This is a genomic window from Ketobacter sp. GenoA1 (assembly GCF_003671475.1).
Taxonomy (GTDB): domain Bacteria; phylum Pseudomonadota; class Gammaproteobacteria; order Pseudomonadales; family Ketobacteraceae; genus Ketobacter.
In genome coordinates this window covers 147,050-159,762 of record NZ_RCHM01000014.1, presented here as the reverse complement: position 1 = coordinate 159,762, position 12,713 = coordinate 147,050, and the positions used below count along the sequence as shown (strand labels likewise).

At 57.1% G+C, this 12,713-nt stretch carries 11 protein-coding genes; 2 read left to right on the top strand and 9 right to left on the bottom strand.

The window, feature by feature from the left end:
* Position 1: 1 nt before the first annotated feature.
* On the bottom strand, positions 2-1,150 hold the full coding sequence (locus D9N13_RS05770; RefSeq protein ID WP_290587101.1) for an efflux RND transporter periplasmic adaptor subunit: 1,149 nt from the start codon (positions 1,148-1,150) through the stop codon (positions 2-4).
* 138 nt (positions 1,151-1,288) lie between these two features.
* Here D9N13_RS05770 and D9N13_RS05765 point away from each other — a divergent pair, with 138 nt between their 5' ends.
* Positions 1,289-1,921 carry a TetR family transcriptional regulator gene (locus tag D9N13_RS05765; RefSeq protein ID WP_290587099.1) on the top strand — a complete coding sequence of 211 codons (633 nt, stop codon included), beginning with the start codon at positions 1,289-1,291 and terminating at the stop codon, positions 1,919-1,921.
* Here the strand turns inward: D9N13_RS05765 and D9N13_RS05760 are convergent.
* The gene (locus D9N13_RS05760; protein ID WP_290587096.1) at positions 1,899-4,571 is read right to left on the bottom strand and encodes a cation-translocating P-type ATPase; all 2,673 of its coding nucleotides are present in this window, start codon (positions 4,569-4,571) and stop codon (positions 1,899-1,901) included. The genes D9N13_RS05765 and D9N13_RS05760 overlap by 23 nt on opposite strands.
* An 80-nt stretch (positions 4,572-4,651) precedes the next feature.
* Here D9N13_RS05760 and D9N13_RS05755 point away from each other — a divergent pair, with 80 nt between their 5' ends.
* Positions 4,652-6,826: an ATP-binding protein gene (locus D9N13_RS05755; protein WP_290587094.1), complete on the top strand. Its 2,175-nt coding sequence runs from the start codon at positions 4,652-4,654 to the stop codon at positions 6,824-6,826.
* Between the two features lie 19 nt (positions 6,827-6,845).
* On the opposite strand, the gene D9N13_RS05750 is transcribed toward D9N13_RS05755, so the two are convergent.
* The 7 genes from D9N13_RS05750 to D9N13_RS05720 form a co-directional block, all read right to left on the bottom strand.
* Positions 6,846-8,276: an aldehyde dehydrogenase family protein gene (locus D9N13_RS05750; RefSeq protein WP_290587092.1), complete on the bottom strand. Its 1,431-nt coding sequence runs from the start codon at positions 8,274-8,276 to the stop codon at positions 6,846-6,848.
* Positions 8,277-8,298: 22 nt separating this feature from the next.
* Positions 8,299-8,736 carry an acyl-CoA thioesterase gene (locus D9N13_RS05745; RefSeq protein WP_290587090.1) on the bottom strand — a complete coding sequence of 146 codons (438 nt, stop codon included), beginning with the start codon at positions 8,734-8,736 and terminating at the stop codon, positions 8,299-8,301.
* A 31-nt stretch (positions 8,737-8,767) separates the two neighbouring features.
* On the bottom strand, positions 8,768-9,931 hold the full coding sequence (locus tag D9N13_RS05740) for an iron-containing alcohol dehydrogenase (protein ID WP_290587087.1): 1,164 nt from the start codon (positions 9,929-9,931) through the stop codon (positions 8,768-8,770).
* Positions 9,932-10,033: 102 nt separating this feature from the next.
* On the bottom strand, positions 10,034-10,723 hold the full coding sequence (locus D9N13_RS05735; RefSeq protein ID WP_290587084.1) for a sulfite oxidase heme-binding subunit YedZ: 690 nt from the start codon (positions 10,721-10,723) through the stop codon (positions 10,034-10,036).
* A complete protein-coding gene (gene msrP, locus D9N13_RS05730) occupies positions 10,723-11,661 on the bottom strand; it encodes a protein-methionine-sulfoxide reductase catalytic subunit MsrP (RefSeq protein ID WP_290587082.1) in 939 nt (312 codons plus the stop codon). The genes D9N13_RS05735 and msrP overlap by 1 nt, the downstream gene beginning before the upstream one ends.
* Before the next feature lie 2 nt (positions 11,662-11,663).
* Positions 11,664-12,362, bottom strand: a complete 699-nt coding sequence (locus D9N13_RS05725; protein WP_290587080.1) for a cytochrome c — start codon at positions 12,360-12,362, stop codon at positions 11,664-11,666.
* 4 nt (positions 12,363-12,366) lie between these two features.
* Complete coding sequence (locus D9N13_RS05720) at positions 12,367-12,684, bottom strand: methylamine utilization protein (RefSeq protein WP_290587078.1); 318 nt, start codon at positions 12,682-12,684, stop codon at positions 12,367-12,369.
* Between the last annotated feature and the right edge of the window lie 29 nt (positions 12,685-12,713).

Below are 12,713 nucleotides of genomic sequence, written 5' to 3'. Positions count from 1 at the left end.
ATTACGGTGCCTCGACAGTGGGTTCTGCCACGAGCGCCTTGACGGTGGCGCCGGGCCGGGCTTTTTGCAGCCCCTCGATGATGATCTGCTCACCGCCCTGTAAGCCACTTTTGATAATCCAGCGGTCGCCCTGGGCGCGATCGGTCTTCACCGGCAGTGGAACCACTTTGCCGTCGGGCAACACGGACATCACCATGTCCCCCTGAGCGGAGCGTATCAGCGCCTGTTGCGAGACAGTAAGTGCTTGCTTATATTCTGCCTGATCCAGGCTGACGCGGACAAACATACCCGGCAGCAGCATGCGGTCCGGGTTGGGCAGTTCGGCCCGCAACAGGATTTCGCCGGTGCCCGGGTCCACCGCCATTTCCGAGAACAACAGTTTGCCCGGATGCTTGTACTCACTGCCGTCTTCCAGCAGCAGGGTCACTTTGGGATCGGCCACCGCCAGATCCTCACCATCGCCACCGCGACGTAAACGCAGCAATTCATTGCTGGACTGGGTAAAATTCACGTAAATTGGATCCAGTTGCTCTACCGTGGCCAGATGGGTGGCTTCGCTTTTGCCCACCAGGGCTCCTTCGGTCACCAGGGCGCGGCCGATGCGGCCGGTGATGGGCGCGCGGACGCTGGCGTACTCCAGATCGATGCGGGCCCGGGCCAGATCGGCTTTGGCAGCAGCCACGTCTGCTTCCGCCTGCTTGGCAATGGCAAAGGCTTCGTCGTAGTCCTGTTGGCTCACCGCCTTGCGTTTCAGCAGATTGGCAAAGCGTTTTTGCTTCAGGGTGGCCTGGGTCAGATCGGCCTCGGCGCGGGCCAGGTGTGCTTTGGCAGCATCATAATCGGCTTGTAGGGTGCTGGGGTCGATCTGGAACAGCAACTGGCCGGCCTCCACTTCGGTGCCTTCGGTAAAGCGGCGTTCCTGGATAATGCCCTCCACCCGGGCACGGACTTCGGCCGTGCGCAGCGCCTGCACCCGGCCGGGCAGCGTGGTTTTGAGCACCAGGTGACGGGGTGTAACCACTTCCACCAGCACTTCCTGGGGTGGCACTTGCAGGCCGTTGGCTCCACCCGGGGTGCCGGAACCGGAGTCATTGCAGCCCCACAGAGTCAGTGTGGCGGCCAGCAGCAGGCCCGTGCGACGGGTAAACATAGAGGATAACATCTTGATAAACCTCAATTATTGGGAATTCAGGTTGAAAATGGGTTGGCGTATTGGAACGAAGTACGCTTTAATCATACATTCATGTATGTATAATTAAAATACAGTATAGACAAAAGTAAACACATCATGGTGAAAAAAACCAAAGAAGAGGCGTTGGAAACCCGCAATATGCTGTTGGACACGGCGGAGCGGGTGTTCAACGAAAAGGGCGTGTCTGCCACCACCCTGGCCGATATTGCAACGGCCGCAGGGGTGACGCGGGGTGCCATTTACTGGCATTTCAAAAACAAGGCGGATCTGTTTGATGCCATGTGTGAGCGGGTGCGGCTGCCGATGGAAGCGTTGATTGCGGCCGGTGCCGGGGACGACGTGACCGATCCTCTGGGTGAACTGCGCAAGACGGTGGATTATCTGTTCCACAAGGTGACCACCGATGAACATCACCACCGGGTGTTCGATATTCTGTTCAACAAATGCGAATTCGTCGAACAGCTGGGGCCGATCATTGATCGCGATGCCCGGGTACGCAGGTTGTTCCGCCAGCGTTTCGAAGCGATCTTCAATAATGCCGTGCGCCTGGGGCAGGTGCCCGCCAACACCAATGTGCCATTGGCAGTGAACGCCTATGTTTCCTATACCAAGGGCATTCTGCGCAGTTGGTTACTGGAGCCGGACTCGTTTGATCTGTACCGGGATGGTCTGCGCATGGTGGAAGCGTACTTTGATATGTTGGCCGTCAGCCCGGCCCTGCGCGATTAGACCGCAACCATTTTTCCAATTCCACAATCACCAGCACCAATGCACTGCCGCCCAGCACCCAGCTCCATTCCCGGGTATCCAGCCCCTGGGACTGAAACACATCCTTCAGGCCCGGCAGGTAGTTGAACATCAACTGCAGGCACACCACCGCGACCACGGCAATCCACACCGGTGGCCCGCCCACCGGCTGTCGGTGTTGCCATAGGGGCTGCTGGCTGCGGCAATTGAACAGATAAAAAATCTCATAGAACACCAACGCGTTCACCGCCAGGGTTCGGGCCTGTTCAACGCTGTCACCGCGCTGCAGGGCGAGGTAGAACAATCCAAACACCAGTACGCTGCCCAAGGCGCCCACAAACAGCAGCCGTTGCAGTACATGTGCGGTGATCAGCCCCTGCTGCCGGGGCCGCGGTGCGCGTTGCATGGTGCCGGGCTCGGTGGTTTCAAAACTCAGCGCCAGTGCCAGGGTGATGGCGGTGATCATATTGACCCAGAGGATTTGGGCCGGGGTAATCGGCAACACCAGGCCCAGCAGTATGGCAATACTGATGACACTGGCTTCAGCCAGGCTGGTGGGCAGAATGAACAGAATGGCTTTAACGATGTTGTCGTACACCGTGCGCCCCTGCTGTACTGCGGTCACGATGGTGGCAAAGTTGTCGTCCGTGAGCACCAGATCGCTGGCATCCTTGGCGGCATCAGTGCCTTTGCAGCCCATGGCAATACCGATGTCCGCCTTCTGCAACGCCGGTGCGTCATTGACGCCGTCGCCGGTCATGGCAACCACTTCCCCGTTGTGCTGCAGCGCTTCCACAATACGCAGTTTGTGTGCCGGGCTGGTGCGGGCATAGACGTCGCATTGTTGCACCTCGGTTTGCAGCCTTTTCTGATCAAAGCCGTCCAGTTCGGCGCCGGTGTATACGCGGGTGGTGCGCAGCCCCAGCTGGCGGGCAATGGCGGTTGCCGTGTGGGGGTTGTCGCCGGTGATCATTTTGACTTGAATGCCGGCACCCTGGCACTGGGTGATGGACGCAATGGCCTCCGCTCTGGGAGGATCGGTGATGCCCACCAAGGCCAGTAATATCAGGTTCTGCTCCGCATCGGTGTAACCCAGCTCACTTTGTTGCGGCACCGCTTTGTAAGCCAGGGCCATCACCCGCAAGCCGTCTTTGGCGAGGGATTCAATGGCTTGATTCCAGAATGGGGTATTCAGCGGTTGCAGGCCATCAGCCGTGTGTTGTTGATGGCAAAACGGCAGCAGGCGATCCGGGCCGCCTTTCACCAGAATCTCGTGATTGCCCTGGTGGTCATGGTGCAGGGTCGCCATGTAGCGGCGTTCGGATTCAAACGGCAGCATGTCGCTGCGTGGCCATTGCTGCTGCACCTGTTGTGGGCTGAGCCCGGCTTTCAGGGCCAGGCTGACCAGTGCGCCTTCCGTCGGGTCGCCGCTCAGGCGCCACTGCCCCTGATCCTTGATCACGGAGGCGGTATTGCAAAGCAGGGCGATGCGCCCCAACCGCCCCAGCAGGGGGTGATCAGCGGCGCGTAGGGGGCCACCGCCGCCGTCGATGGTGCCCTCATCACCATACCCCTGGCCGCTGACCTGCAAGGTCCCATCGGCACTGACGATGCGGGTGGCGGTCATCTCATTACGGGTGAGGGTGCCGGTTTTGTCCGAACAGATGACGGAAACCGAACCCAATACCTCCACCGAGGGCAGTTTGCGTACCAGGGCGCGATGCTGGGCCATCTTTTGTACCCCCACCGCCAGGGTGATGGTCACCACGGCGGGCAAGCCTTCCGGTATGGCTGCCACCGCGATGCCCACCGCCGCCTGGAACATGGTCATCGCATCGTATTGATAAGCAAAGATACCGAATGCGATGACGGCCACTGCCAGTGCCAGAATCAGATAAGTGAGCTGGCGTGCAAACTGCTCCATGCGTCTGGCCAGGGGGGTTTTGGGGACCTCGGCCTGCTTCACCAGTTCGCCGATGGTGCCCATTTCAGTGTGCACTCCGGTCTGCACCACCAGGCCCTGAGCACTGCCATAGGTGACCAGGGTCCCCATAAAGGCCATGTTGTTGCGCTCGGCCAGCGGGGTGTCGGGCGCCAGTACGCCGGCCTGCTTGGAGACGGGCTGGGATTCTCCGGTCAGAGCAGCTTCATCGCAGCGCAGATCCCGGATCTGGAACAGGCGCACATCCGCCGGCACCCGGTCGCCGGATTGCAGCAGGATAATGTCCCCGGGGACCAGTTGTTCGCTGTCCACGCTGATCACATTTTGATCGCGCCACACTTTGCAATCGGTTCTCACCAGATTGCGAATGGCGCGCAGCGCCGCTTCGGCTTTCCCCTCCTGAATAAAGCCCACCACCGCGTTGATGATCACCACTCCAAAAATTACCGCGGCGTCCACCCAATGCTGCAGCAGCAGTGTGATGCTGCCGCTAATCAGGAGTACAAAAATCAGTACGTTATTGAGCTGCGCCAACAGACGCAACCAGGGGGAGCGGGGTTTGGCCTCCGGCAGGCGGTTGGGCCCGTGGCGGCCCATCCGGTGCTGGGCTTCCGCGCTGGAGAGTCCGGTGGTGGTACTGGCAAGGTGGGTTAGACTTTCATCCAATGTGTGCGAATGGAAATTCAGCATGTACAATCCAATCTGAGACTAAGCTTAGGGTATGGCTGTTGAGCGCGTAGTAATCATGTCAATTCAGGATGCAACACGCAATGGAATGGTTGGACCGAATTAAAAACTCGGCAATGTTTGGCATGGGGCGGGATACCCTGGCCGCTAATTTCAATGATGAACTGCATTATCATGCCGGTTGGGTATTGCTGTTCAGTTGTACCATGTCGCTCACCTGGCTGACCTATATTCCCTTCGACACTGAACTGCATCCGGAGCAACCCCTGATTGTTGCGTTGCGTTGGTCGCTGGTGGTGTTCAGTGTGGTGGTGTTATTGTTGCGACGCATTCCGTTTCTGCGCCAGCGCAATCAGTACCTGTTGCTGCTATGGGGCGGTTGGGTGTTGGGGTCCTCCGGTGTGATCACCGGCTTAACCCTTGTGGATCCAACCTATGTTGCCGGTTTTGTCCTGGTCATCTGTTTACTGCCCATGGCGCCCTTGCGCGTGCCGTACTCTGTGGGCCTGCTGGCCTTCGGTCTGCTCAGCTTTTTGGCTACCGTGTATGTGATGCAGGTGGATCTGAGGCAGTCGCGCATTCGTTATACCCTGAACGATTTGGTGGTGGCTTCCATGATTGTGGCCTTCTTTATTTTTCTGGTGAACACCTATCGTTACCGAACCTGGAGAAGCGCCAAAATCATCGAGCGCGAATCCCGCCTGCGTGTACAACAGGCGGACCTGGAAAGTCAGGCCAAAAGCCGCTTTATCGCCACCATGAGCCATGAGATTCGCACACCGATGAATGGCATTATCGGTATGGCGGAAATGCTGCAAACCTCCCGCCTGGACAAGGAACAGAAAAATTTCGTGGAAGTGATCAGCTATTCAAGCCGGTCGTTGCTGAATGTGATCAACGATATTCTGGATTACTCAAAGATCGAGGCGGGCCGGGTGACCTTGGAAAAAGTCGATTTCGATGTGTTTGCCCTGTGTGCTGAAATCGCGACGATTTTCAAATCCACCGCGGATAAAAACAGTATCGAATTTGTGGTGTGTGTGGACCCTGCCATACCACCGCAGATCAAAGGCGATCCGTCGCGTATTCGTCAGGTGTTGTTGAACCTGATCGGCAATGCGTTCAAATTTACCCGGGTGGGAAGAGTCGAACTCAGGCTGGAGCGTGGTGAGGATACGCTGGATGGTGGCAAGCTCGAATTTACCATACTGGATACCGGCATCGGTATCTCACAGGCGCAACAGGCGACGTTGTTCAAACCCTTTCAGCAGGCAGACAGTTCCATTACCCGTGAATACGGTGGTTCCGGCCTGGGTTTGAGTATTTCCAAATCCCTTATTGAATTGATGGGGGGGGAAATTTCCGTGGACAGTGCTCCCCGTCAGGGCTCCACATTTACTTATTCAATTTGCTATGAGTTTGCTGACCGTGTTGAGCGGCCACCTGCCCTGAATGTTTCCGGGATGCGATTATTGTTGGTGGGCAGACCCAGTCACTATGGCATTGAGTTGAGCCGCCATTTGCGTTTTTGGGGCATAGTGGTGGACAGTGAAAGAAACATAGCAGAGGCCACGCGCCGTATTGAGCAGCACCAAACAGGTTATGTCTGTGCGTTACTGGACCTGGACAGCAACAGCGATCTGGATCCATTGCTGATCGAGCAATTCGAGGCGGGCTGCAAGGCATGGCATGTGCAGTGTATGGTGCTGTCTTCAGAAGAGTATCCCCGCTATCGCTTCCGGGTGACCACCAAACCGGCCTGTGCATTTCAGTTTAAGCACACCCTGGCCCAGGCGTTGGGTTTACAGGATGAAGCGGAACAAAATGCCCGTCTGGCGGTGCTGGATCGGGAGTTGAAAGGGTGCTCTGTGTTGGTGGTGGAAGACAACGACATCAACCAGAAAGTGATTACCAGCATGCTGGAGAAAATGGGGGCAACCTTCAAGGTTGCCCATAATGGCCGTCAGGCCTGTTCCGACTATGCCCAGTCACGCACTGACTACGATGTTATTCTGATGGATTGTGAAATGCCGGTGCTGGATGGTGAGGAAGCCACCCGCCGCATTCGCCAGCAGGAACGGGAAAACAGCTGGCCCCGAAAACCCATCATCGCCCTGACCGCCCATGCCATGAAAGAGCACATCGACAGTTGTGTTGCCGCGGGCATGGATGATCATATTTCCAAGCCGGTGGAAATGAGTGTGTTGCGGGATAAAATATTGCGGGTAGTGAACACAGTGCAGCCGGATTCACCCTGACTGCACTGGGCTTTCATCATCAGAATGGGTTGCGGATTACCATCAGGCGCAGCTCGGTCATGTCCTCCATGGCCCAACGTATGCCTTCGCGGCCGAGCCCACTGTCTTTCACGCCGCCGTAGGGCATGTGATCCACCCGCCAGGAGGGAATGTCACCAATAACCACCCCACCCACTTCCAATTCATCCCAGGCTTTTTGTGCCTGATACAGATCGCGGGTGAAGATGCCGGCCTGCAAGCCGAAGCGACTGCTGTTGATGTCTTTCAACACGGCATCAAAGTCGTCGAAGGGTGCCAGCACGGCCACCGGGCCGAAGGCTTCTTCGGCACACACCGCTTGCGCAGGGTCAACGTTCTCCAGCAGGGTAGCCTGCAGCATGGTGCCATCGCGATCACCACCGCACAGCAAAGTGGCCCCGGCTGCCACCGCATCATTGATCCAGCCGTGCAGACGGGATGCCTCGCCTTCGCTGATCATAGGGCCGATAAAGGTATCCGGATCTTTGGGATCACCACTTTTCAGGGCTTTGGTTTTTGCCACCAGCTTCTCTTTGAATGGTGCGTACACCGAGCGGTGAATATAGATACGCTGCACGCCGATGCAGCTTTGGCCGGATTGGTAGAAAGCACCGAAAATAATGCGGGCGACGGCATCGTCCAAATCCCAATCCTTGTCCACCACACAGGCAGCGTTGCCACCCAGCTCCAGCACCACCGGTTTTTTGCCGGCCCGGGCTTTCAATTGCCAACCCACATCCGGTGAGCCGGTAAAGCTCAGCAGCTTCAGGCGATCGTCTTCGGTGAGCAAATCCGCACTGTCACGACGGCAGGGCAGAATGGAGAAGGCGCCTTTGGGCAGATCGGTTTCTGCCAGAATCTCGCCTATCAGCAAGGCACCAATAGGCGTGAGGCTGGCGGGCTTCAAAACAAATGGGCAACCGGCGGCAATGGCAGGCGCTACTTTGTGCGCCGCCAGGTTCAGGGGAAAGTTAAACGGGCTGATGAAAGCGCAGGGTCCAATGGGCACGCGTTTGGTCATGCCGCTGTAACCTTTGGCGCGGGCACTGATGTCCAACGGAATGGTTTCACCGTACTGGCGGGCGGTTTCCTCAGCGGCGATTTTGAAGGTGTCGATCAGCCGGGTCACTTCACCTTTGGCATCATTGATGGGTTTGCCCGCTTCCACACACAGGGCGTAAGCCAACTCATCAAAGCGTTCGCGAAACCGGTTTACGCAATGTTCCAATATGGCCTGACGTTGATACATGGGCATTTTGGCCATGGCATCGGCCGCATCACAGGCGGCGGCAATGGCCTGGTCCAGTACCTCGGGTGTGGCCAGGGGGACGGCGGTGGCCAACTCGCCGTTGTACTTGTCGTAAACTTTCAGGTCTGTGTTGGCGTAGACGGCTTCGTTGGCCAGATAGTAGGGGTATTCTTGTTTCAGCATGGGGTTACCTGTCGATGATCAGTTAGTCGATCTGCAATTTTTCCAATGCGCTGCGAATCCCGGCCGGAATAGGAACGGATTTGTTTTCGGCGCGATTCACAAACACGTGAATAAAATCGCCGAATGCACAGGCTGTTGGTTCGCCTTTTCTGAAAATGCCAACACCGTAGGTGACGGAACTGTTGCCCAGTTTGTTCACGCGCAAACCGGCTTCGATCCGGTCAGGGTAGGCGATGGCAGATAAGTAATTACAACTGGAATTCACGACATACCCTACCACTGGAGCGTCATGGATATCCAGCCCGCCTTCCTCAATCAGATAGCGATTTACGGCAGAATCAAAATAGGAGTAATAGGTTACGTTATTGACATGACCGTAGATATCATTATCCATCCAACGGGTGGTAATGGGATAAAATAATCGGTAGTCACTGCGTGCAATGGGTTTGCTGTCGCTCATGCTGTGTACTTCTTTCACTATGTTGAATGGTTTACCAGGCTGCCTGATAAATGGCGAGTGCGTCCGGCTCGGTTACTTCCCGCGGATTGTTCACCAGCAACCTTTGTTGTTGCATGGCATCGCTGGCCAGCGTGCCGATGAAATCTTCCGGCACCTTGCAGTCCCGCAGCCGATTGGGCAGCGACACTTTTTGAATCAGTGTTTCAATCCAGGTGATCAGGCGATCGGTAACGTCTTCATCACTGCCAGCCACAAACTGTTCAGCCATGATGATGGGTGCCAACTCCGCATAGAGTGATTTGGCGCTGGGTGCGTTAAAGCGCATCACGTGGGGCAGCACCAGTGAGTTGCTTAAACCATGGGGAATATGGAAATGGCCGCCCAACGGATAGGCCAGCGCATGGACCGCGGCCACCGGAGCGTTGGCAAAGGCCTGCCCGGCCAACAGGGCTCCCAACAGCATATTGCTGCGGGCTTCCACATCGCTGCCGATGCGTACGGCGGTGAGTATGTTGCGCGCCAGCAGCCGCAACGCTTCCCGCGCCAGCATGTCAGACAGCGGGTTTTTCCTGTGGACAGAGGTGTAGGCTTCAATGGCGTGCACCATGGCATCGATGCCGGTGGCGGCGGTGACATGGGGTGGCAACCCGATTGTCAGCTCGGCATCCAGCAGTGCAATGTCCGGTTGCAACACCGGTGACACCACACCGGCTTTGGTGGTTTCGCCGGTGGTGACGATGGCAATGGGGGTGACTTCGGAGCCGGTACCGGCAGTGGTGGGAACCTGGAGCAATGGCAGGCGGGGTTCTTTTGTGTTGCCCACGCCATACATATCCGCCAGTGACTGTGTGCATTGCGGGTGACTCAGGATGGCCACCAGTTTTGCCACATCCATGGAACTGCCGCCGCCAAAGCCCACCACCAGCTCAGCCTGCAGCGCCTGAGCGGCTGCCACAGCCTGCATAACCGTGCTGTCAGAGGGGTCCGGTTCAACCGCATCGAATACCTCAACCTTAACGCCCACGGCGTCGAAGCTGGGCAGCACCTGTTCAAGCAAGCCTGCCTGGACAATGCCGGCATCGGTTACCAACAAGACGGCACTGGCCCCTTGTTGCTGGCAAAGCGCGCCCAGTTGGCGGGCGCTGCCGGGTTCGTTGATGATGGTACGTGTGGTGGAAAATGTGAATGCCTGCATGGGGCTTGGCACCTCGAATGGTTGTGACACGGATTTCCGTATTCTACCACGTTCATTTAGGGTGGATGGGCCATAAAAACCGTTGCGCAGGCCGACAATTGGTCAACGTTTGGCCTCTAAACCGTTGTCATCGCTGCGCTGCCAGCGCTTGATGCTGTTTACCAATACTCGATGCATTAACAATACACCCACCAATGCAGCGTAGACCGGCGCCTCCCGCTCACCCAGCTTGGCCTCGAGCAGCACATGGATCACGGCCAGAATACTCAGAGCGTACATGGCACGGTGCAGTTGCCGCCAGCGTTTACCCAGCTTGCGCCGCAGCACCATGGGGGAGGTCACGCCCAGCAGTAACGACAGGCACCAGCCCGCGAGGCCTGCCACCAGGAAGGGCCGCTCCTGTAGATCCTGCCACAACCATTGCCCTTGCCAGTTCAGCTCCAGGTGCAGGTAGATGGCGGCATGCCAGCTCAAGTAGAACAAGCTGTACAAACCCAGCATACGCCGGGAGCGAATCAGAAAATTCCAGTCAGCCAGGCGTTTGCCGTAGCGCCGGTGCAGTATTTTACAGAGAAAACTCAGCCAGCGCCGTAGTGGGGTGATGGCCAGGGTGATGATCAGAAAAACCATGGACCAGAAGCCGGTACGGGCCATCAATGTTTCAAAGGGGTTGTATCCCAGCTGGTGTCGCAGAATGTTCCACAGCAGCACCAGTGCCGGTAACCCGCTGGTGATGAACACCAGCAACCGAAACCAGTGGCCATGGCTATTAAACCAGCGGAACAGTTGCATCAGAAGTGCTGATTGAGATCCAGGTGAGTGTAAAGCCCGGCGACCTGCTCGGCGTAGCCATTGAACATCAGTGTGGGCTTTTTGTGGGTCTCACCCAGGGGCACTTCCCGGCGCTGACTCCAGCGCGGGTGTGCCACATCGGGATTGACGTTGCCGTAGAATCCGTACTCGGCGGGCGCCGCCTGCTGCCAGGTGGTGGTGGGCTTTTCGGCTACCAGTTCTATGTGCTGCAGGGCCTTAATGCTTTTAAAACCGTATTTCCAGGGCACTACCAAACGCAGCGGAGCGCCATTCTGCGGTGGCAGCGCCTGGCCGTACATGCCCGTGGCAAGCAATGTCAGGGGGTGCATGGCCTCATCCAGGCGCAACGCTTCGCGATAGGGCCAGTCCAACACCGGGCGTCGTTGCCCGATCATCTCCCGGGGGTTTACGATGGAGCTGAAGCGCACAAAGCGCGCACTGGAAAGGGGCTTCGCCAGTTTGATGATGCGCGACAGCATAACGCCGCTCCAGGGCACCACCATGGACCAACCCTCCACGCAGCGGAAACGATAAATGCGTTCCTCCACACAGAGTTTGTTGATGGCATCGATATCCAGCGTGACAGGGGTCTCCACCGCCCCTGATATGGTCAGGGTCCAAGGAGATAAGGTGAGGGCCTGTGCCAGAATACGAACAGCTTCTTTGTCGGTTGAGAACTCGTAATAGTTGTTGTAGCTGGTGGCGTGCCTCTTAGGAGTGATCTGGTCACCTGGGTCCGGGAGTTTGAGGGCACGGCACGAATCATCGGGCTGGCTGCCGGGCCCGGCCCATGCGCCTGGATTCAACGTCAGGCCCAACGCCGCCACGGGTAACCCGCGCAGCCAGCGGCGCCGCTGCTGAAACAGCGAGTAGGGTGTGATCTCGGAGGGGCGAGGCGGCCTGTACTGCGTGTCCATGATCAATCCCGAATGAATTTCAGGTACAGCATCAGTGAATTCAATTCGGCCACCGTCAATTGGTCACCCCAGGGCGGCATGTGCTTGGAGCGTCCCATCGCCTCGCCGCCTTTTTCAATGATTTGTCGCAGATAGTCATCCGGTAGACGGGAGGCGGTGAGATCGGCCGGCGGCGGTGTTTTCAATAGGCGCGACATGCGGCCATCACCTTCGCCAAATGGTCCGTGGCAGAGGACACATCGAGTGGCAAATACCTGTTGCCCCAGTTTGCGGTCCGCCTGTGCGGAATTGCCCAGGGAATCCAGCAGGGCGTACGCTCTGACCTGATCTTCGCGCAGCAGCATAATGAAATCGGAAACGGATTCCAGTTCACTCCAGCTCAGTTCTTTGCCAAACGGCGGCATGTACTCTGACGTGTCTTTGTAAAGCGCCCCCAGTACGGTGGTATCCAGCACTTCCTTCCGCTTGTGCGCAACGCGGGGCTTCAGCAGCGAGGTATCAGGGTATTCTTTCAGGCGCATGGGCATAATGCCTTCACCCATACCTTTGTTGCCATGACAGAGCACACAGCGTGTGGCATACACCGCGGCCCCCAATTCCAGACTGGGGCTCGGGTCTTCATAGTCTTCAGCGGCATATGACGGCAGCCCGATGGCAATGAACACCAGTCCCACGATTACAACAATCCCTTGCCTGCCCATGCTCTTATTCCTGGACCTTGATGGTCATTCTCATTTCCGGATGAATGGCACATTCCACTTCCACTTCACCCGGTGTAGTGAAGGTGACGTCGCGGGATTCACCTTGCGGATAGGAACCCAGATCAAACATCTCCGCGTCACTGAGGCTGAATACGTTGTGAAAAAACGGATCGTTATTAATGAACTGAACGGTATCACCTACTTTGATCTCCAGGCTGTCCTTGGTGAACTTTTTGTCTTTCTGGCCCACTTCATAACTGTCGGCCTGGGCGATACCGACCAGTAACAGGCTTGATATCAGGATCAGTACTCTCATTGTCATAATAGTGCTCCGATAAAGTATTCCCATGA